17 protein-coding genes, 2 tRNA genes, 1 other RNA gene and 1 pseudogene are annotated in these 21,118 nt (G+C 51.3%); 11 read left to right on the forward strand and 10 right to left on the reverse strand.

Features of this window, described 5'->3' with window-relative positions; genetic code table 11:
- Positions 1-1,518: a chemotaxis protein CheW gene (locus R2103_RS04010; RefSeq protein ID WP_317530237.1), complete on the forward strand. Its 1,518-nt coding sequence runs from the start codon at positions 1-3 to the stop codon at positions 1,516-1,518.
- Between the two features lie 4 nt (positions 1,519-1,522).
- Here the strand turns inward: R2103_RS04010 and rluB are convergent, their stop codons facing one another.
- The 4 genes from rluB to ffs all read right to left on the reverse strand — a co-directional run bounded on the left by rluB (position 1,523) and on the right by ffs (position 4,710).
- Positions 1,523-2,353, reverse strand: coding sequence for a 23S rRNA pseudouridine(2605) synthase RluB (gene rluB / locus R2103_RS04015; protein ID WP_317530238.1), 831 nt, complete (start codon positions 2,351-2,353; stop codon positions 1,523-1,525).
- Between the two features lie 252 nt (positions 2,354-2,605).
- Positions 2,606-2,929, reverse strand: coding sequence for a YbaB/EbfC family nucleoid-associated protein (locus R2103_RS04020; protein WP_317530239.1), 324 nt, complete (start codon positions 2,927-2,929; stop codon positions 2,606-2,608).
- A 14-nt stretch (positions 2,930-2,943) separates the two neighbouring features.
- Entirely contained in the window at positions 2,944-4,536 is a 1,593-nt protein-coding gene (gene dnaX, locus R2103_RS04025) for a DNA polymerase III subunit gamma/tau (RefSeq protein ID WP_317530240.1), read from the reverse strand.
- Positions 4,537-4,611: 75 nt separating this feature from the next.
- Positions 4,612-4,710: signal recognition particle sRNA small type (gene ffs / locus R2103_RS04030), an RNA gene on the reverse strand.
- Positions 4,711-4,860: 150 nt separating this feature from the next.
- Between ffs and R2103_RS04035 the strand changes: the two genes are divergently transcribed.
- The 5 genes from R2103_RS04035 to R2103_RS04055 all read left to right on the forward strand — a co-directional run bounded on the left by R2103_RS04035 (position 4,861) and on the right by R2103_RS04055 (position 10,979).
- On the forward strand, positions 4,861-5,988 hold the full coding sequence (locus tag R2103_RS04035) for an HD domain-containing phosphohydrolase (RefSeq protein ID WP_317530241.1): 1,128 nt from the start codon (positions 4,861-4,863) through the stop codon (positions 5,986-5,988).
- Between the two features lie 115 nt (positions 5,989-6,103).
- Positions 6,104-7,537, forward strand: coding sequence for a TM0106 family RecB-like putative nuclease (locus R2103_RS04040; protein ID WP_317530242.1), 1,434 nt, complete (start codon positions 6,104-6,106; stop codon positions 7,535-7,537).
- Between the two features lie 116 nt (positions 7,538-7,653).
- A complete protein-coding gene (gene aroG / locus R2103_RS04045) occupies positions 7,654-8,715 on the forward strand; it encodes a 3-deoxy-7-phosphoheptulonate synthase AroG (RefSeq protein WP_317530243.1) in 1,062 nt (353 codons plus the stop codon).
- Positions 8,716-8,789: 74 nt separating this feature from the next.
- Positions 8,790-9,743, forward strand: coding sequence for an NAD-dependent epimerase/dehydratase family protein (locus tag R2103_RS04050; RefSeq protein WP_317530244.1), 954 nt, complete (start codon positions 8,790-8,792; stop codon positions 9,741-9,743).
- A 12-nt stretch (positions 9,744-9,755) separates the two neighbouring features.
- A complete protein-coding gene (locus R2103_RS04055) occupies positions 9,756-10,979 on the forward strand; it encodes an aminotransferase class I/II-fold pyridoxal phosphate-dependent enzyme (protein ID WP_317530245.1) in 1,224 nt (407 codons plus the stop codon).
- Positions 10,980-11,082: 103 nt separating this feature from the next.
- Here R2103_RS04055 and R2103_RS04060 read toward each other — a convergent pair whose 3' ends face one another.
- The 3 genes from R2103_RS04060 to R2103_RS04070 all read right to left on the reverse strand — a co-directional run bounded on the left by R2103_RS04060 (position 11,083) and on the right by R2103_RS04070 (position 12,537).
- Positions 11,083-11,337 (reverse strand): hypothetical protein, encoded by a 255-nt coding sequence (locus R2103_RS04060; RefSeq protein ID WP_317530246.1) that lies wholly within the window; start codon positions 11,335-11,337, stop codon positions 11,083-11,085.
- Between the two features lie 78 nt (positions 11,338-11,415).
- Positions 11,416-12,108, reverse strand: coding sequence for an OmpA family protein (locus R2103_RS04065; RefSeq protein WP_317530247.1), 693 nt, complete (start codon positions 12,106-12,108; stop codon positions 11,416-11,418).
- 36 nt (positions 12,109-12,144) lie between these two features.
- Positions 12,145-12,537: an exosortase system-associated protein, TIGR04073 family gene (locus R2103_RS04070; protein WP_317530248.1), complete on the reverse strand. Its 393-nt coding sequence runs from the start codon at positions 12,535-12,537 to the stop codon at positions 12,145-12,147.
- 866 nt (positions 12,538-13,403) lie between these two features.
- Between R2103_RS04070 and R2103_RS14355 the strand changes: the two are divergent.
- The 5 genes and pseudogenes from R2103_RS14355 to R2103_RS04090 form a co-directional block, all read left to right on the forward strand.
- Positions 13,404-13,610 (forward strand): annotated as a pseudogene (locus R2103_RS14355) (type I restriction enzyme HsdR N-terminal domain-containing protein); the annotation flags it as partial.
- Positions 13,608-15,800: a DEAD/DEAH box helicase family protein gene (locus tag R2103_RS04075; protein ID WP_411172642.1), complete on the forward strand. Its 2,193-nt coding sequence runs from the start codon at positions 13,608-13,610 to the stop codon at positions 15,798-15,800. The pseudogene R2103_RS14355 and the gene R2103_RS04075, both read left to right, overlap by 3 nt.
- A 10-nt stretch (positions 15,801-15,810) precedes the next feature.
- Positions 15,811-17,769, forward strand: a complete 1,959-nt coding sequence (locus R2103_RS04080) for an N-6 DNA methylase (protein WP_317530250.1) — start codon at positions 15,811-15,813, stop codon at positions 17,767-17,769.
- The gene (locus R2103_RS04085) at positions 17,766-18,785 is read left to right on the forward strand and encodes a DNA-binding protein (RefSeq protein WP_317530251.1); all 1,020 of its coding nucleotides are present in this window, start codon (positions 17,766-17,768) and stop codon (positions 18,783-18,785) included. The genes R2103_RS04080 and R2103_RS04085 overlap by 4 nt, the downstream gene beginning before the upstream one ends.
- Complete coding sequence (locus R2103_RS04090; protein WP_317530252.1) at positions 18,785-19,219, forward strand: type II toxin-antitoxin system death-on-curing family toxin; 435 nt, start codon at positions 18,785-18,787, stop codon at positions 19,217-19,219. Before R2103_RS04085 ends, R2103_RS04090 begins: the two co-directional genes overlap by 1 nt.
- Positions 19,220-19,380: 161 nt before the next feature.
- Here R2103_RS04090 and R2103_RS04095 read toward each other — a convergent pair.
- From R2103_RS04095 to gltX, 3 genes are all read right to left on the reverse strand, one after another.
- Positions 19,381-19,456 (reverse strand) — tRNA-Glu (locus tag R2103_RS04095).
- A gap of 44 nt (positions 19,457-19,500) precedes the next feature.
- Positions 19,501-19,576: transfer RNA gene (locus tag R2103_RS04100), tRNA-Ala, on the reverse strand.
- Positions 19,577-19,629: 53 nt separating this feature from the next.
- Positions 19,630-21,021, reverse strand: coding sequence for a glutamate--tRNA ligase (gltX, locus tag R2103_RS04105; protein WP_317532053.1), 1,392 nt, complete (start codon positions 21,019-21,021; stop codon positions 19,630-19,632).
- Between the last annotated feature and the right edge of the window lie 97 nt (positions 21,022-21,118).

Below are 21,118 nucleotides of genomic sequence, written 5' to 3' on the forward strand. Positions count from 1 at the left end.
ATGATGGACGCGACTACAACTCAAGCAGGCTATGGCGGGTTTCGCATTGCGGGCATGGATCTGGCGTTACCGATGGAAACCTTGCGCGAAGTGATACCCTGCGGCGTACTGGCGAAATTGCCATGCGCCGCGCCATACGTAATCGGCGGTATTGATTTACGCGGGGTCATGGTGCCGGTTATTGATCTGCGCATTGCACTGGATTTGACGGTTACGGATATTGTGTTTCCGAATGTCATTATCATGGCGTACGAGAACAAGCTGCTAGGTTTGCTCACGGAAACGGTAACCGGGGTATTCACCGGCAATGAGAAAAACACCAACCGGATAACTTTTGCCGCCGCCGATCTTCCAGTGTACTGCGGTTGTCTCCGGCGTGACGATGACGGTGTGCTGGTTAATATATTGTCTCCAGCGGCGCTGATCATGCTTAAAGATGTTCCCGTGACGGAAGATCCCGAGTCGAGGCGTGTGGAGAGTGTCTCCGGCGAGGAGGAAGATAAAGCTCAAAACGGCAAAATGCACCCTATGCTGCTGATGCGTTGCGGTTCAGTCGCACTCGCTATCGATGCAATGGCGGTTTATACGACGATGTCGGATTTCACCATTGAACATTCGGCATTGGCGATGGGCAATTGCCATGGTGTGATCAGTTACGATGGCGCTAAGGTTCCGGTACTCGACTTGCTGAATCTATGCGGACTCGGTGAAATAGATTTAACCGCGCATTTACAAGCCGTTTTGATTCACTTGCCGCAAGGGATGGTCGCGCTTCTTGTAAGCAAAGTCATTAATGTTATCCGTATACACAAAAGTGAAGTAATCAGCATGCCTGCTTACACTGTGCCGCGGCCTTCCTTGTTCTGCGGTGTGCTGCCGGATACAACCCTTCAGCATGAGCTGGCTGCGGCATCACGATATTTTGTATTGGACGGCGCAGCGCTTAAGTCCGATCCGCAAGTAGTCAATCTTGCCGGTGTTAACACGACCGGTCAATCCGCCGCAAACCGGCATGCCACGCAAAAAGCTACACCGGACAGCGGAAAACCGGGAAAACGTCCTAATATGATTACTTATCAGCTTGATGGCGAAACAGCCTCACCTTTCGAGCAAATAAAGGAAATTTTGCCATTCACAAGCGATATTCCTATCCTGGATCAAGGCGGCCCCATGCTGGGAATGGTGGTCGTGCGCGGATGCAGCATCCCGGTGGTTTGTCTGAGCCGTTTGGTAACCGGAAAATCTATCCAAAGAACCGCGGCAACCAGCGTGCTGGTTGTTGAAGTCGATAACGAAGCGATGGGGTTCGCGATTCCCGCGCTGGAATCAATCGAACCGGCACAGTGGGAACCGGAATTGCCTCAATTGGGCGGAGCTGAGCGGAGCAGCCTGATGCTTGCGATACATTCCAACAAACTGGCCCAGATCGGGGTAAATAATTCGATCCGCATGATACCGGTTTTAGATCTGGAGAAAATTGCCAGAGCTTTTCGCGCAAAGCGATTGACCGCCGCGTAAAGATCTAGCCAATCAAACTCAACAACCGCCGCGTTTCCTTCTCATCAAGTTCCAGCCATTGCCCGCGTTTGATCCGTGGCGGCAGGTTGATCGGGCCGAAGCGTACACGCATCAGGCGGCTGACGGTGAGTCCGATGGCTTCGAACATGCGCCGTACTTCGCGGTTTTTGCCTTCTTTCAGGATGACGCGGTACCAGTGATTCGAGCCTTCGCCACCTTGGTCGGCGAGGTAAGTGAATGCCGCTTCGCCGTCGTCCAGTGTCACGCCGGTGGTGAGTTGTTCCATTTGTTCTTCGCTCAGTTCGCCGAGTATGCGTACGGCGTATTCGCGCTCCATTTCAAAGCGCGGGTGCATGAGCCGGTTGGCTAATGTGCCATCGTTGGTGAAAATCAGCAGCCCGCTGGTGTTGAAATCCAGCCGCCCGATGGCGATCCATTTGGATGATCGCAGATGCGGCAGCCTGTCGAAAACGGAAGGGCGGCCTTCCGGGTCGTCACGGCTGACGATTTCGCCTTCGGGTTTGTGATACAGCAGCACTTTGGGTAAATCCGCTTCGGCATGAACGCGAATCACGCGCCGGCCGATACGGATCACGTCACCTGGCCCGGCGCGGTCGCCGAGTGTGGCGGTCTTGCCGTTGACGCTGACTGCACCGGTCGCAATTAATTCCTCCATTTCCCGCCGCGAGCCCAATCCTTTTTGCGCCAGCAGCTTTTGCAGCTTAAAAGTCACTGCTGGCGGTTCGTCATGTGTTGTGACCGGTTTCTGGCTTGGCGCGCGTTCAGCGGACGGTGTTTTTTTTATGGCCGGTCTAAGTGGTCTCTTAACTTTCATGGATAGGTGGCCTGCGATGTGTGCTGACAGTTGAAATGAGTAGTAATGCGCGCAATGGCGGATTTTAAACTATTCCGGCGCCAATCATGCTTGTTCTTTGAATTCATGGCAAAGCATCGCCACATCTGGCGATAATTTGCCTATCAAAGACTGTGAGATTGTTTACCGCAAGTGTATGTCACCCCTGCGGCTTTCTGTCGATATCCTACTGTTCTCTATGCTCGCGCTTTGCGGTGCGATAACAGAATATTCCTAAAATGGAAATTTTATTCCTGGTGGTAATCCCATTCCGCTGGTCAGCGCCGACATTTTTTCCTGCGTGGTCGTTTCGACTTTACGGACGGCGTCATTGAAAGCCGCAGCGACCAGATCTTCCAGCATTTCTTTGTCGTCGCCGATCAAGCTGCTATCAATGTTGACGCGTTTGACATCATGACGACAGGTCATCGTGACTTTTACCATGCCGGCGCCGGATTGGCCTTCGACTTCAATACTGGCCAGATTTTCCTGCATTTGCCGCATGTTTTCCTGCATCATTTGCGCTTGTTTCATCATGTTTCCGATATTACCTCTCATTTCTTTTGTCTCCTTTATTTTTCAATGGGTTTAATGGAAGGAACGATCAGTTTTGCGTCAAACTGCTCAATCAATTCTTGCACGACCGGATCCTTTTCAATGGCTGCGATGGCATTGGTCTGCTTCTCTTCTTCTTCGCGCTGTTGCAGTGCGACCGGTGTTAATCCGGTGATGCTGCCGACGGAAAAATTCAAGGTAACGGGCTTGCCAAAATAGCTATTCAGCGCTGCTTGGATTTTATCCTGATATTTTTTTTCCAGCAGGTGCTTATGCACATCCGGCACGCATAATTCTATTTTCTCTCCGGTGATGGTCTTGGCCTCGCTGTGATGCGCCAGCATTTTTGCCATACCGGTCAGCTTCAATTGCTGGCTCAGTTGCGGCCAATCCAGCAGGGGAGCGGTGGTGTTTTCTTGCGGGAGAGTTTGTCTGGGCGCCGCTTGCGGTTTTTTCTCCGCTGTTACGGATGGCTTGCTGCTCACCGGTGCGGCCTGCGGGCTCTGGCGATGCGATGCCAGATCATCCGGCATGAATGTCAGCATGCGTAACAGCGTCATGGTAAAACCGGCATATTCATCGGGCGCCAGACTCAGATCGCTGCGCCCGTGCAATGCGATCTGATAAAACAGTTGTACATCATCGGGCGCTAAGGATTTTGCCAATGCAACGATACGCGCGTATTCCGGGGTATCTTCGCCGATTGCCTGCGGCACGGTTTGCGCCAGTGCGATGCGATGCAATAACGCGGCCAGGTCCTGCAATGCGGAATCGAAGGAGAGGCACTGCGCTTCCATTTCATCGGTCAGAGACAATAATTTTGCGCCATCCCGCTGCACCAAAGCTTCGAGCAGATCGAACAAATAGCCTTGATCGATGATGCCGAGCATATCCCGCACACCGGCTTCCTCGATTTTGCCTTCGCCGAACGCGATGGCTTGATCCAGCAGACTGAGCGCATCGCGCATGCTGCCTTGCGCGGCGCGCGCGACCAACTGCAACGAGGGGGTGTCGCAAGGAATGTTTTCCTGCGCCAAGATATGCTTGAGGTGGGCGGCAATCTGCGTTTGCGGAATTTGTTTCAGGTTGAATTGCAAACAGCGGGATAACACGGTAATCGGGATTTTTTGCGGATCGGTGGTCGCCAGCACGAATTTGACATGCGCGGGTGGCTCTTCCAATGTTTTCAGCATGGCATTGAACGCCGATTTCGACAGCATGTGCACTTCGTCGATGATGTAAATCTTATAACGCGCACCGGTGGGGGCGTACAGCGCATTTTCCAGCAGTTCGCGCATGTTATCGACTTGCGTGTTGGAAGCCGCATCCAATTCGATCAGATCGATAAAACTTCCCGCATCGATTTGCAGGCACGCCGCGCAGGCGCCGCAAGGCGTTGCGGTGACACCGGTTTCACAGTTGAGCGACTTCGCCAGAATGCGGGCGATGGTGGTTTTGCCGACACCGCGCGTGCCGGTCAGTAAATACGCATGGTGTAAACGGTTTTGCTCAAGCGCATTGGTCAATGCTCTGACCACATGCTCCTGTCCAGTCAATTCGGAAAAATTTCTCGGGCGCCACTTACGCGCAAGGACTTGTGTTTGGGACACGTTTTTGATTGGAAAAGCGAATTAGATCCTGTTAAACCAGTAAAAATCCGGAAAGGCAGATCCCAGTTCGTGTTGGGTGGCGAGCCCGACCCCCGGCACTCGCAATAAATAGCTGTGGCTGCTTCCTTCCGGACCTGACCAGATTGACTACCTTGCAATGCGGGGAGGCCCGCCATAAAACTCAATGTGGCGGAAGTATACCAGTTGATGATGGATTACTCCAATTTCAATCACGGTTGAAGTGCGCATTTGCCGGTAAAAGGAAATAAATTCAAACTCAAATTTGATCTGGCCGTTATGTTATTTTCCCCCGGGAATTGCAAAATGTTTAATCATCGTGATCTGCTCGACGACTTGAATAAACCGTTACCGTTGAAGGATAAAATGATCAGCGCGCATCGTTCTGTTCAGAACAAATTTCCGTTTATTTCACGGATTGCAATCGCGCTGTACGATCCCGATACGCGAGTGCTAAAAACGTATCTGAATAGCAGCGAGGGAGAAAACCCCTTGCTACACTATCAAACGTCGTTGGATAACGCGCCGTCGCTCAAGGAAATCCTTGTCCAAGGCTTGCCGCGGGTGGTCAATAACCTGGTGACTTTTGAGAACGGCACGCACGAGCATACCCAGCGCATTGGCCGCTCCGGCTACGCCGCGAGCTATACCATGCCGATTTTTCATGGCGGCGAGTTTGTCGGATTTTTGTTTTTTAATTCGCATGAAGCGGAGGTATTCACCGAGAATGTATTGAGCATTCTCGATATCTACGGACACCTGATCGCGCTGATGATCGTCAATGAACTGGCCACATTGAAGGTCATGAACGCCGCGTTGAAAACAACCAGCGGCATTACGCATTTCCGCGATCCCGAAACGGGCAGCCATCTGGATCGCATGTCGCGCTACAGCCGCATCATCGCCGAAGCGCTGGCTGATCGATACGATCTGGACGATGCGTATATCGAGCAAGTTTTCATGTTTTCACCGCTGCACGATATCGGGAAGATCGCCATACCTGACAGTATCTTGCTGAAACCGGGGCCGCTGAACGCGGAAGAACGGGCGATCATGAATACGCATGCGCGAAAAGGCAGGGAAATGATTGATGATATCGTCATGAACTTTGGCTTCGGCAATATCAATCATATCGACGTACTGCGCAATATCGCTGAATTTCACCATGAAGCGGTGAACGGCAGCGGTTATCCTACCGGTAAACGCAATGATGAGATTCCGCTGGAAGCGCGCATCGTCGCAGTGGCCGACGTGTTTGATGCGCTGACGTCGCGCCGTCCTTATAAGGAAGCGTGGGGCAATGAAAAAGCATTCGCCATGTTGCAACAGCTCGCCGGTGAAAAACTGGATATCGATTGCGTGCAAGCATTGATTGAAAACCGGCAGAAAGTGGAATCGATTCAACAACAGTTTAAGGAAGATATCTACGGTTAGCGGTGCCTGGCCGCTGCACCGGGATCAACCGGATTTTTCCCGCAAAATCCATCCGCAACAAATGGTTTAAATCCGCTAAAATCAGCAGTTTTATGAGAAGCTCACTCGTAGAGCGATGACTGCCGGTAATTTTTCCCCAACTCTGATCAAACCCAGTGACGCCAGCGCATGGATGACTTGTGTCCGGCGTGTCTGGCTGGATAAACATCAACCGGTTGCAGCGGAACTCGATGGATTTAATCGGCTGCTCAGCGATCTTGGGCTGGAACATGAAGCCGCCATGCTGGCCAAGCTGGGAGATCAATATGCCGTCAGCAAAGCGGTCTCTTTTGAACATACGCAAGCCTTGATGCAGCAAGGTGTGCCGTTTATCTACCAGGGCCGTTTGCTGGATGAACGGCAGGGGTTGGTGGGTTATCCCGATTTCCTGATCCGGCATGAAAGCGGGCAATATCAGTCTGCGGATGCGAAGCTTTCCTCGAGTGAAAATAAAAAATCGATTCAGATTCAACTGGGAATTTATCGCCGTTTGCTCGCCAACGATTTACCGGCGATGGTTTTTTTGGGCAATGGCCGTGTTGCGCAATTGGGCGATGAAGTCGAGCCATTGGTCGATGAGTTTATTACCAGCATGCGAGCCTTGCTGGATTTGCCGCAACCGCCCGCAGTCCGTTATAGCCATAGCAAATGCCGCATTTGTCCGCACCAAGCGGTTTGCCGCCCAGAATTCGAAGCCAAGGAGGATATTTCGCTGTTGTACGGCGTGCACGGCAAAGCCGCGGATCATCTGGCGCAAGCCGGAATTGCAACGATCTCGCAGCTTGCCGGGGAGTCGGCCGAATCCCTGCCGGATGTGCCGCATCTCAAGGGTAGTAAACGCAAGCACCGCGCCATTTTGCAAGCCCGCTCGATGTTGAGCGGTGAGGTATTTCAACTGAATAAAGCCGTTTTGCCGCAAGGCACCTGGGTTCATTTCGATATCGAAGACAATCCATTGACCCCAAATCGCGAGCGTCATGTTTATCTGTGGGGATTTTTGGCGCCGCCGTATGGCCGGGAAAGCTTTGAATACGTCTGGACCGATGATGAAACCAGCGATTACGACGGATGGCTGGGTTTTTTGCAGAAAATGGATGAATACCGGTCACAGTATCCGGCCGTAGTGCTGGCGCATTATTCCAACCACGAAAGGGCGACGATCGGCAAGTACGCCGAGCGTTACGGTATGGGAAATCATGCTACGGTGAAATGGTTGCTGGGCGCCGATAGCCCGCTGTTTGATATGCAGAATCCTGTGCTGGACTGTCTGGTATTGCCGCTGCAAGGCTATGGACTGAAGGATATCTGTAAACATCCGGGGCTAGTGAATTTCCAATGGGAAAATGAGGAATCCGGTTCGCAGTGGTCGGTGGTGCAATTCAACCGTTTCCGCGCGGAAACAAGCCTGGCCGAGAAGCAAAAATTGCAAGCCGCAATACTGGGTTATAACCGTGACGACGTGATCGCTACGCGCAGACTGGAAGTCTGGCTGCGCGAGCGATTTTCCTGAAGTCCGTTCTGATGAAATTTCCCGCTTAGGTTAAAATACGTTTTTTTCCGATCCGCGTTGTTTATTGCAAGGCGAATCTTTGCTGTTAGACCCGAAAGTCTATAAAAGGAATTGTTATGAAATACCAGACCGATGATTTACGTATTGTCGGCGTGCATGAACTGACTCCGCCGGTTGAGCTGCATCGCGAATATCCGATGACGGAGAATGCGACGCAAACCGTTTATGCCGCGCGGCAAGCCACTCATCGCATTCTGCACGGCGAAGATGACCGCTTACTGGTTGTGGTCGGCCCTTGCTCCATTCACGATGTCGACGCCGCGTTGGAGTATGCCGCGCGTTTGAAGCATTTGCGCGAAACGCTGAAGCAGCAGTTGCATATCGTGATGCGCGTGTATTTTGAAAAACCGCGCACGACCATCGGCTGGAAAGGGCTGATTAACGATCCCGATCTGGATAACAGTTTTCATATCAACAAAGGTCTGCGGACGGCGCGCCGGTTGCTGCTGGATTTGAATACCATCGGCATGCCATCGGCCACCGAGTACCTGGACCTGATTAGTCCGCAGTATTTGTCGGACTTGATCAGCTGGGCAGCGATCGGTGCACGCACGACCGAAAGCCAGGGGCATCGCGAACTCGCTTCCGGCGTGTCCTGCCCGATCGGTTTCAAGAATGGCACGTATGGCAATTTGAATATTGCGATTGACGCGATTGCAGCCGCTTCCCGCCCGCATCATTTTCTGTCGGTCACCAAAGAAGGGCATACTGCGATTTTTGCCACCAAAGGCAATGAAGACTGCCACATTATCCTGCGCGGCGGGCGTAAACCCAATTACGATGCCGCCAGTGTCACTGCGGCGGTGGAAGAATTGAAGAAAGCCAAACTGCCGCCGCATTTGATGATCGATTTCAGCCACGCCAATAGCCACAAGGATTACCGCCGTCAAACCGATGTCGCGGCCGATGTGGCGGAACAGATTGCAGGCGGTAGCCATGCCATTTGCGGTGTGATGATCGAAAGCCATCTGGTGGAAGGTAACCAAAAAGCCGACGGTAAAAAACGCGAAGAATTGGTTTACGGGCAAAGCATTACGGACGGCTGCATCAGCTTTGAGGCGACCGAGCACGTGCTGCAACAACTGGCAAACGCGGTTGAAAAGCGCAGAAAGAAATAGCGCAACTTTCTGATTTCCCTCTGCAAGGCGCTGTAAAGCAGCAAGTCGGCAGAATATCGAAGTGTGGAGGTGGGATGCCTAAAATTCTGGTAACCGGCGCGACCGGTCAAATCGGTGCGGAATTGACGCTGGCATTGCGTGAGCGTTACGGTGCGGATAGCGTGATCGCTGCCGGACATCGCCGCGAACCATCTGATCATCTGATGCACGGTCCTTATGTCAGTCTCGACGTGCGCGATGCGGCAGCGCTTGATGTCGTGGTTGCCGGTCGGTGTATTACCATCATTTACCACCTCGCCGCACTGCTTTCCGCAGTGGCCGAAGAACAACCGCTGCAAGCCTGGGATATCAACATGAACGGCCTGCTCAATGTGCTGGAAAGCGCGCGCCAGCACGGTTGCCAAGTGTTTTTTCCCAGTTCCATTGCCGCATTCGGTCCCGGCACACCACCTTACAATACGCCGCAGGATACCGTGCAGCATCCTTCGACGATCTATGGCATCACCAAAGTGTCGGGTGAATTGCTATGCGATTACTATCATCGCCGCTACAGTGTCGACGCGCGCGGCTTACGCTATCCCGGACTGATTTCCAATCAAGTGCTGCCCGGCGGCGGCACGACCGATTATGCCGTGGATATTTTTTACGCCGCGGTCAAACAGCGGCATTACGACTGTTTTCTGCGCGCCGATACCCAACTGGATATGATGTATATGCCCGATGCCATTGCAGCCGCAATGCAACTGATGCAAACCGATCCCGGCAAATTGACGCATCGCAACGGCTTTAACGTTACCGCGATGAGTTTTACTCCGGCGCAATTGGCGGCGGAAATACAAAAGCATCTGCCCGGATTTACCATCGGCTATACGGTCGATCCGCTGCGGCAAGCGATTGCCGATTCCTGGCCACGGCATATGGATGACAGTGCCGCGCGGGCTGAATGGGGTTGGCAGCCGGGTTTCGATTTACCTGGCATGGTGGCCGATATGCTGGCGCACATCAGCGCCAAATTTCGTAACGGTTAATGGGAGATCTCTATGTCGCTATCGAAAGTGGAACCGCTATTCCTGGCCAAGTTGAACCAATTGCAACAGCAAGGCGTCCGCAAGGGCGACGAGAAAATCATTACCGGCATGCTCGCGCCGGAAAACGGATTGGGGCCGCGCTATCAGCTGCACGGTTATGGCAAGCGCGCATTTTTGCGCATGAATTCGAATTCCTATTTGGGATTGGCGCGGCATCCCGCCGTGATCGAAGCGGAAGCGCTGGCAGCGGAACAGTATGGCGCCGGTCCCGGCGCGGTGCGTTTTATCAGCGGCACGTATGCGCCGCATGTCGAGCTGGAGCGCAGGCTGGCGGCATTTCATGGCCGTGAAGCGGCGCTGCTGTTCAGCGCGGCCTATGCCACGATGGTTGGCGTGCTGCCGCAATTGATTTCCGAACAGACGCTGGTGGTCAGCGATGCGCTGAACCACAATTGCATCATTAACGCGATCCGTCTCGCGCATCCGGCCGGAAAAGCGATTTATGCGCATGGTGATATGTGCGATCTGGAAAAAATCCTGAGCACCAACCGTGACCGCTATCAACGGGTTTGTGTGGTCACCGACGGTGTTTTCAGCATGCGCGGCGATCATGCGCCGCTGGATGAACTCGATGCCTGCTGTGCCAAGCACCAAAGCGATTATCCCGAAGGAATTGTCACACTAGTGGATGACTCGCACGGCGTCGGCGCTTTCGGCAGCACCGGGCGCGGTACTGAAGAAATTACGGGAGGATGGGCGGATGTGTTGGTAGCCACGCTCGGCAAGGCGTTCGGTGTCAACGGCGGTTACGTTGCTGCCAGCGCCACGGCCATCGCTTACTTGCGGGAAACCGCGCCGTTATATATCTATTCCAACCCGATCACGCCCGCCGAAGCGGCTGCGGCGCTAGCCGCGCTGGATGTTCTGGAAAGCACGGAAGGCTTGCGCCTGCTGGATCGATTGCGCAGCTTCAGCACTAGACTCCGATCCGGATTGCAACAGCTGGGTTTTGAAACTTTGCCCGGAGAGCATCCCATCGTGCCGGTGTTTATCCGCGACACCGCCAAAACCGCCGCATTGGTTGCGCATTTATTCGACCACAACATTCTCGCCACCGGTTTGAATTATCCGGTCGTGCCGCAAGGCGATCAGGAAATCCGCTTGCAGGTTTCCGCCGGACATACTGAGAAAGATTTGGATTATTTACTCAATGCGTTGGCGGATTTTCGTCAGTAGCAGCGGACTCTAAGGGTTTCAGGCCGCTTGAGTGCGCGGACGGAAAAAAGAACAAACGCTTCAATGCGATTTGGAAATAAAAAACGCCAGAACTCGAACTGAGTTATTTCGTAGCATCTTCAGTTTGATTTTTGATTTCTTTAGCGATTTCTTCCATTTTTCCCTGAGCTTCTTCAGAAGCATCCTTCACTGCGCTCGTGATATCTTCGACCGCATCGCGCGCTTTTTCGTTAGGACGACGGTCTAGCGCGTCGTTGACTTTGTCCATTACCTTTTCTGTGGTTTCCGTTGGTTTTTGTCCGCAGGCGGATAAAGTTGATAGTGCTATCGCAATCATAAAAAGGTAGCGTAATTTCATGTTTTTTCCCCGTATTGATTAGAACTGAGATTCTAACTCACCGGGCTGGTTTTTATTCAGCCAAGTGAGTTTTTCACGTTATTTTACGCTGGGACAATCCATGTAAACGGGGTGCGATGTGATCACAATCGCCACGCGGCTTTCCTGATCGGGCGTGTTGTCGGCGCCGGGAACTTCACCGATTGCTTTGGCAATTAATTGGCTGGGCCGTGCACCGCTTGCTACCAATCGTTGTATCACCGCCTGGGCTCTTCTTTCCGATAAATCCTGATTGTAGGCCGGTTTGCCGACAGTATCGGTTGATGCCGTGACGGTTGCAGTCGCATCGGGATGAGCTTCCAGCCAGTTGCCCACTTTGCCGATGGTTTCATCTTTGGTTTTAAAGGGCACGGCGCTGCCTGTTTTGAAATAAGCCACGGTATCGTGAATCGATTCTTTTTTATGATGGTTATGACCATGTACTTCCGTCAGCCACAGACACATTTCCTTCTCCGCTTCCAAACGATGGCGTGCGGCTGATTTGGCGGCATCCAATGCCTTTTGCTTCTCGTTGATATTCCAATAGTGATTTTTTTCAAGATGACCCAGAATCTCATTGGCGGTTTCCAGATCTTCTTCGGATTGTTCTTGATGCCACATGGCTTGCCCGTAGTGACCGGTTCTGGCGGCTTTAATCTCGGCTTTCAAATCTTCCGTATCGGTTTTGGGCGTGGCACAGGCGGTCAGGAACAGTATCAAAATTGCGAGCGGTAAGTAATGATATTTTTTCATGATGATATCCTTATGATCGAATGGGTCGCAGCAGGCTTATTCGCCATTATCCAATGGGCCGTAACTGGTCCAGTAGCCGGGATAATGCAAACCAAAATAACGGCTGTCTTCACTGAAACGATTCCAAACATAAGCCGGTGTGGCAAATTCACTGGATGGAACCGGTGAAGTGATGACTTCCACACCACCCACCAGCGTCCGGCTCACGCCATGCACAATGCCGCGGATAACACCCCACGTCAGACCTAGAAAGATATTTTGATCGTTGGTGATATTGATCACGTTTTTGGGAATTTCGATAAAGCCGAAGGCAATGTTTGCAATACCTTGGCTGAATTTGTCGATGAAATAGCTTTCTGCTTTGGCTGCTGATGTCATCATCAGCGCACAGGTTAGCATGCAGGCAGCCAGAATTTTATTTTTGCTCATGAGTAGCTCCTTATTTTTAGAATTGAAACTACGCGAGACCCTACACAGATACCCAAAAGTGCAGACCCCACATCGATCTTTACTTTGATGACTGATTTATCTGGGAATTTTCTTGCGGCCCCAGATTTTTTTCATCATAAGGCCGCTGGTTGGATAAATAAATAAGCTTTTGCTTATTTCTATCTAAGCGATTTGCTTATAAAAATGCAGAGATGATTGAAAATCAGCGCAAAAATCAGGAGAAGGCGCGTGATTCTGAGTACCGCGGGCTGATCATAAGCGCCTGCTTTGGGTGCTTACCATTCGGATCAGTTACGACCTGCCACGCCCGCATAGCTGCCGCCAATTTTTGAGCATAGCGGGGATTCTGTGGATCAAAGTAATCAGGAACATCGATAGCCGCCGGAAAGTAAAAACCTGTTTTGATACCTCGGCGAGTCAGCCAAAGACAAAGTGATTCAACCTCTACTCGAGGCTCGGCAAGATCGATTCAAAAAAGCTGCTTTAGCAAGGTATTCGTCATGTTTCAGAAAAAATTTTTGGTTAGATAGTGCCGGGTCTAAGTTTGCTCATTTGTTAGATATTGACTCGTCCTATCTATTGGATTAGCGAGGATTTTACTGTACATTGCGGCATATTTTATAAGCATATCTATGCTTAGGATAATTCGCTCTATCGGCTAATCAAGTTGAGCAAGAATAAAAAAGGATTTCGCACAATTCATGGCCGCTAAAGAAGCCAAAGCCCGAATCAAAATCAATAAGCTACTTGTAGAATCTGGTTGGCGTTTTTTTGACGATGCCTTTGGCAAAGCCAATATCGTGCTGGAACCTAATGTCAAGCTGACCAAAGCCGGTATTGATGCAATGGGTGAGAATTTTGAGAGTGCGCACAACGGTTTTATCGATTTTCTGTTATTAGACGCACAAAGTCATCCGCTGATTGTGCTCGAAGCGAAAGCGGAAGATAAAAATCCCCTGATTGGAAAGGAACAAGCGCGCAGCTATGCCAAATCCCAGAACTGCCGCTTTGTGATCCTTTCCAATGGGAATTTGCATTATTTTTGGGATTTGGAACAAGGCAATCCGCATATCATCACGCGCTTCCCAAATCCGGATTCAATCAAGGGATACCAGCGCTTTCAACCAAATCCACATCGCCTGATTACCGAGATAGTTTCAAAAGACTATATTGCGCTGACGCAAATGCCGGGCTATGCCAATGAGGCAGGCTGGAAAAGCGAAGCCGAACGTCCTGCTTTTACCGCGAAGAATCGGCTGCGCTTCCTGCGGGATTATCAAAAACGTGCAGTTCAAGCATTGCAGAATGCTGTGGCGGAAGGGAAAAGCCGTTTTCTGTTTGAAATGGCAACCGGCACCGGTAAGACACTAACCGCTGCCGCAGTCATCAAACTTTTCCTGCGAACGGGAAACGCGCAGCGCGTGTTGTTTCTAGTGGATAGGCTTGAATTGGAAGACCAGGCTAACAAGGCATTTGTTGCCTATCTGAAGAATGATTACACCTCGGTCATATACAAAGAACGCCGGGACGAATGGCGCAAAGCCGAGATCGTTGTGACGACGGTGCAATCCCTGTTGTTCAACGACAAATACCAGCGATTGTTCTCGCCCACCGACTTCGATCTGGTGATTTCCGACGAAGCGCATCGCTCCATCGGCGGTAATGCCCGTGCGGTGTTTGAATATTTTGTTGGCTACAAACTGGGATTGACCGCAACGCCCAAGGATTACCTGAAACAATTCGACAACAGCAAATCCAACACTCGCGATCCACGCGAATTGGAGCGGCGTCTGTTGCTCGATACCTACCGCACTTTCGGCTGCGAATCCGGCGAGCCGACTTTTCGTTACTCGCTGCTCGATGGCGTGCGTGAAGGATTTCTCATCAACCCCCTAGTGGTCGATGCGCGCAGCGACATTACCACCCAACTGCTATCCGACAAAGGCTATGCGGTTGCCGTGGTGGACGACGACGGAAAAGAAGCAAACGAAAGTTTCTACCAAAAAGACTTCGAGAAAAAATTCTTCTCCGAAGCGACCAATCGATTATTCTGTGAAACGTTCATGCGCAATGCGCTCCGTGATCCAATCAGCGGTGAAACCGGCAAAAGCATTGTCTTTGCCGTGAGTCAGAATCATGCCGCCAAGCTGACGCAAATTCTCAATGAGCTGGCCGATGCTTTCTTTCCTGGCCAGTATCAATCCGACTTCGCCGTGCAAGTGACGTCACTGATTCCCGAAGCGCAGCAATTTACCATCAACTTCGCTAACAATAATTTGCTGGGTTCGGGCAATTTCGAGGAAAACTACCGTACCAGCAAGGCGCGCATTTGTGTCACCGTCGGCATGATGACCACCGGCTACGATTGTCCGGATATTCTGAACCTGGCGATGATGCGCCCGATCTTCTCGCCGCAGGATTTTGTGCAAATCAAAGGACGCGGCACACGCAAGCACGATTTTCTGGAGCAGCTTTTCGATCCGGTCATGAAACAGCAGTTGAAGAAACAGGAGAAAACCCGCTTCAAGCTATTCGATTTTTTTGCGAATTGCGAATACTTCGAGGGAAAATTCAATTACGACGAAGTGCTGAAACTGCCGCAACCGCAAAGCGGTGAAAAATCCGAATTGCCGCCGTTGCCGCCGTCTGGCGCATTCCAGTATGGTGGAGCGGATACGCTGGCTGCATTAGATGAGCATCAAATCGGCGAACGGGGCATGAAAATCGACCGCATGTTTTTCAGTAAATTTGAAGAACAAGCCCAAAGCGATGCCGCGCTGAAAGCCCTGGTTGAAAATGCGCAATGGGATCAAGCCGCCGATTACGTGCATCGCCATTTATTCGACAAACCGAAAGAATTCTTTTCGCTGGACACCTTACGCCGCGCGGCAGGCGTGGATCGTCACCTGAGTTTGCGGGAACTGCTGGAAAAAGTGTTCGGCTTGATTCCCGGATTCAAATCGAAGGATGAATTATTGGAAGACGAATTCCGGAAGCTCTTGCTCGATTTGTCGCCGGAGGAGCTGGAACAGCACGCGGATGCCATTGTCGCCCTCAAGAACTATTTCAAGGCGTATGCCACCGATGGTCATTTGCGTTACATCATCGATGAAGGACAATTCACCGATCTGAATGTCAATCCGAACTTCAACATGGCTGACTTCAAAGCTGTACCGGCGGCATGGCGCAACCGTATCCCGGAATACGTCAAAAATTACCTTCCGCTCGATCAATTCAAATAGGCAGTAAAAAATGCTCGATTCCGAAACCAAACGCCGCATTGATTCCTGCCGTGACATCCTGGTCGGCAAAGTACCCGATCCCAAATCGCAAGTTGAGCAGATCACCATCGCGCTGATCTATAAGTTCATGGACGACATGGATGCCGAAGCCGAAGAACTGGGCGGAAAACGCAGTTTCTTTACCGGCGAATTTGCGCAATACCGTTGGTCCAAGCTGATGGTGCCCGGCATGGGCGGATTCGATATGCTCAGCCTTTATTCCGAGGCCATCGGCAAAATGAACGAAAACCCGGGCGTGCCTGCGCTGTTCCGGGATATTTTCAAGAACGCCTATCTGCCGTACCGCGATCCGGAAACGCTGCGCAGCTTCCTGAAGGAAATTAACAGCTTCACCTACGATCATTCCGAACGGCTCGGCGATGCTTTCGAGTACCTGCTGTCGGTGCTCGGCAGCCAGGGCGATGCCGGGCAATTCCGCACGCCGCGCCACATCATCGACTTCATGGTGGAAATCATCGATCCGAAAAAGGACGAATCCATTCTCGATCCGGCCTGCGGCACGGCGGGCTTTCTGATTTCGTCGTACAAACACATCCTCAAGCACAATAGTAAGGATTACCAAGCGCAACAGGATCGTGAAACGTACGATGAACAAGGCGTGCCGCTGGAATTGCTGACGCTCGACAACCCGCTGCATTACCGGGGCGAACTGCTCACGCCCGACGACAAAAAACGCCTCGCTACCAATATCCGTGGCTACGACATTTCGCCGGATATGGTGCGTCTGTCACTGGTGAATATGTATTTGCACGGCTTTGCCAGCCCGCATATCGACGAATACGACACGCTCACCAGCGATGAGAAATGGAACGAACTGGCCGACGTGATCCTTGCCAATCCGCCGTTCATGTCGCCGAAAGGCGGTATCAAGCCGCATAAGCGCTTTTCCATCACCGCCACGCGTTCGGAAGTGCTGTTCGTCGACTACATCGCCGAGCACCTCACGCCCAACGGCCGCGCCGCCGTGATCGTGCCCGAAGGCATCATTTTCCAGAGCGGCAATGCCTACAAACAATTGCGCGAAATGCTGGTAAAGCAGTATCTGGTCGCGGTCATCTCGTTGCCCGCCGGGGTGTTCAATCCCTACAGCGGCGTCAAAACCTCGATCCTGGTGCTGGACAAACGCTTGGCGAAAAAGACCGACGCGATTTTGTTCGCCAAGATCGATAATGATGGTTTCAACCTCGGCGCTCAGCGGCGTCCCATCGACAAAAACGACCTGCCCGCAGCGGTGCGCAATATCAAGGCGTGGCTGGCGAGCTTGCATAATGGCGCGGCGTTTGATGTTGAGTCAATTGCCAATCTGAATCTCGTGGCCAAGGAGAAAATTGGTGAGAATGGTGATTGGAATTTGAGTGGCGATAGGTATCGTGACGATAACAAACGGCACTCTCAATTTGATTTACTGCCGTTTGATCAGGTCTGTACACTCGAATATGGGGCGGCGCTTCCAAAAGAAAAGCGTATTGATGGCGAGTATCCTGTATTGGGATCGAATGGTATAACCGGCTATCACAATGAATACTTGGTTGAAGGTCCTGCTGTTATCGTTGGTCGAAAAGGTTCGGTTGGTGAGGTTACATATATTGAGGAAAATTGCTATCCGATCGACACAACGTATTACATAAATCGGACTTCACCAGATAAGTGCGATATTCGCTATCTTTATCATGTGCTCAAAACGCTTGATCTGCCTTCTTTGAAGGGCGGCGCTGGAATTCCAGGGCTGAATCGCAAAGAAGTTTATGAAAAACACAAAATACCCCTCCCACCGCTAGAAGTGCAAAAGGCGATTGTGGCGGAGATCGAAGAATATCAAAACCGGATTGAAACACTTAAAAGAGAGATTATAGAGCAGGAAGAAAAAATCAAAACCGCCATCAACCGCGTCTGGGGAGAAACCACATGAGCAAAGACCTGACCAATTCATCCATCGACCGGCAGAATATTCTCAACAATCCCTATGCAGTTGCTGAAATCGAGAAAGCCGCCGGAATTCAGGGGATTCCGTTCGAAGGCAAGACGGTGCTGCTCAAGGAGCAAGTTGCTACGTTTTTTGAAGTAACGGCGCGCACGATTGACAATTACATCGAGAAATTCAGCGATGAATTGCGTCAAAACGGGTATGAGGTATTGCGCGGTAACAGACTGAAACAACTGAAATTATCACTCAGCGGCCAATCTGATCACGAAATTGATTTCGTTACCAAAACCACTGCGCTTGGCGTGTTCGATTTCCGCTCCTTTCTCAATCTGGCGATGCTGATTTCTGAAAGTGAACGGGCAAGGTTGTTGCGTCAGGCGATTCTCGATATTGTCATCGATACGATTAACCAGCGTACCGGCGGCGGGACTAAGTACATCAATCAGCGTGACGAGGATTTTCTGCATTCCGCCTTTGTCGAGGAAAACTATCGTAAGCAGTTCACCGATGCGCTGAAAGATTGCGTAGCGATGGGAAATTTTAAGTACGCGGATTATACGAACAAGATTTATGTCAGCATTTTCCGCGAGAAGGCGAGCGAGTATCGAAAAATATTGAAACTCGACAATAGGGACAATGTCCGCGCTACGTTTTATGCCGAAGTGCTCGATTTGATCGCTTCTTATGAGAGCGGTTTTGGCGACATGCTGCAACAGCAGGCGGCCATGAAAGGGCGTAAGCTCACGACCTGGGAAGTCGATAGCCTGTTCAAGACTTTTGAATCGCAGGCACACTGGAAACCTCTGATCGAGAAGGCGCGTATGAAGATGGCCAGCCGCGATCTGGCTTTCCGCGACGCATTGCATCTCCAGCTCAAGGAATACGTCACACCAGTGCAGCGCGAGGATTACGAGCGTTTTCTCGGGGAGAAAAGCAAGGAATTGGCTGAACGGCTGGAAGAAGCCAGGGATGTGATGAAGCGTTTGAAGGAGCGGGAATAGTGGCGTTGATCTATCTGACTTTGGAACAGATTATCGATATTCATGCAAAAACAGTAGAAGTAAGCGGCGGCGGCGCACTGGGACATTTGGATCTCGGTAAACTGGAAAGCGTGCTTCAGCACATTCAAGATGATGACTACTACCCGACATTTGAAGAAAAGCTGACACATTTGTTCTTTAGTGCCTGCAAGTTTCACTGTTTTCAGGATGGCAATAAACGGATTGCCATTACGCTCAGTGCGCAGATGTTATTGTTCAATGGCTATCTGTATTGCGTGAGCAGTTTTCTAAGAGAAATGGAGAATATCAGCTATCACGTTGCTGCCGGAAATATCGATAAGGAATTGCTTCAGGAAATCATTACGGCTCACTTGATGGAAGAGGAAAACAGCGAATCGCTTAAGTTAAAGATATTGAATGCTATTTCAGGGTAAACCCGATAATGGCAATTTGATGTGCAGAAGGTATTGTTTATTGCAAAGAATTGAATCGTCTGCCAGTCGGCATAAAGGCTGGGGGTATCGATCTTAATTCAGCAGCATTACGCACCGAGAAAATAAAAAAGACCTGAATTTATTCAAGTCTTTATTTTATTTGGCGTCCCCAACGAGATTCGAACTCGTGTTACCGCCGTGAAAGGGCGATGTCCTAGGCCTCTAGACGATGGGGACAAAGTGATGTGTCGTTTATAGCACCGCTTAATCCAAGAAAAACTTGGTGGAGATAAGCGGGATCGAACCGCTGACCTCTTGCATGCCATGCAAGCGCTCTCCCAGCTGAGCTATACCCCCTGATCAAAGGAAGGGGGATTATACTGATGCGATGATTTATTGTAAAGAAAAGATCAACCGGGAAAACTGCTGAGATGACTGTTCATGCGCGCCAGTGTCTCCTCGCGTCCGAGTAATGCCAGTACCGCATCGATCGACGGGGTGTGAACTTCGCCGGTGACCATGACCCGTAACGGCATGGCGATTTTCGGCAGTTTGACATCGTGCTCCTTGGCGGCGGCTTTTATTTCTTGATGGATGACTTCGCGTGTCCACTCGATGTGGCGGAATTTTTCCAGCAAACCGGTCATGATCGGCTTTGTTTCCGCAGTAAAATGCTGCGCTTTCAGTTCATTGTCGGGTTCCAGCGGGCGGTAAAAGTACACTGCGGCATCCGCCAATTCTTCGATGGTATTCACTCGTTCCTTGAGCAAATCGACAACCTGTGCCAGATCGGGGCCGCCATTCGTCAGACAATTGTCTTTTGCCAGAAAAGGTGCCGTCAGTTCGGCCAGGCGGGTGTTATCCGTTGTTTTGAGATATTGCTGATTGATCCAATGCAGTTTTTCTGGATTGAATTTGGCCGGGGAGCGGCTGATCGCGGATAAATCGAACCATTCCACCAATTGGTCGCGGCTGAAAATCTCCTCGTCGCCGTGCGACCATCCGAGTCTTGCCAGGTAATTCAACAGCGCTTCCGGCAAATATCCATCCTCGTGATATTGCATGACCGAGACCGCGCCATGCCGTTTCGACAAGCGCTCGCCGTTGGCGCCCAAAATCATCGGCACATGCGCGTATTCCGGTAATGTGGCGCCCAGCGCCTTAAGAATATTGATCTGGCGCGGGGTATTGTTGACGTGGTCGTCGCCACGGATGACATGGGTGATATTCATGTCCAGATCGTCAATGACGACGCTGAAATTATACGTTGGCACGCCATCGCCGCGCAGCAGCACCAGATCGTCGAGTTCGTTGTTGGCGACGGTGATTTTTCCCTTGATCTGATCGTTGAACGTCACGAAACCGTCCAGCGGGTTTTTGAACCGCAGCACCGGTTTTACACCGGCTGGCGGGGTTTGCTTGCTATCGCGCCAGCGGCCGTCGTAGCGGGGCTTCAAGCCCGCCGCCAATTGCTGTTCACGCATTTGCTCCAATTCCTCCTTGGTGGCGTAGCAGTAATACGCTTGATTATTCCGCAGTAATTGCTCGGCAATCTCGTGATAACGCGCTAAGCGCTGCATCTGATAAAACGGCCCTTCGTCGTAATCCAATCCCAGCCACGCCATGCCGTCCAGAATTGCCTGAATCGATTGTTGCGTTGAACGTTCCAGATCGGTGTCTTCAATGCGCAGAATAAATTTTCCGCCGTGCTTGCGGGCATAAGCCCAGGAAAACAGCGCGGTGCGTGCGCCGCCGATGTGGAGATAGCCGGTTGGGCTGGGAGCAAATCGTGTGCGTACCATCATGATTGTTGTGTCAACTATTACGCCGAATATTGGAAAGCGGATAGTTTACGCGATTCCGCCGGGTATGTTGATAGCCGTATGAAAGCCAAAGCCG

The sequence above is a fragment of the Nitrosomonas sp. Is24 genome (genome assembly GCF_033063335.1).
In the GTDB taxonomy this organism is placed as follows: Bacteria; Pseudomonadota; Gammaproteobacteria; order Burkholderiales; family Nitrosomonadaceae; genus Nitrosomonas.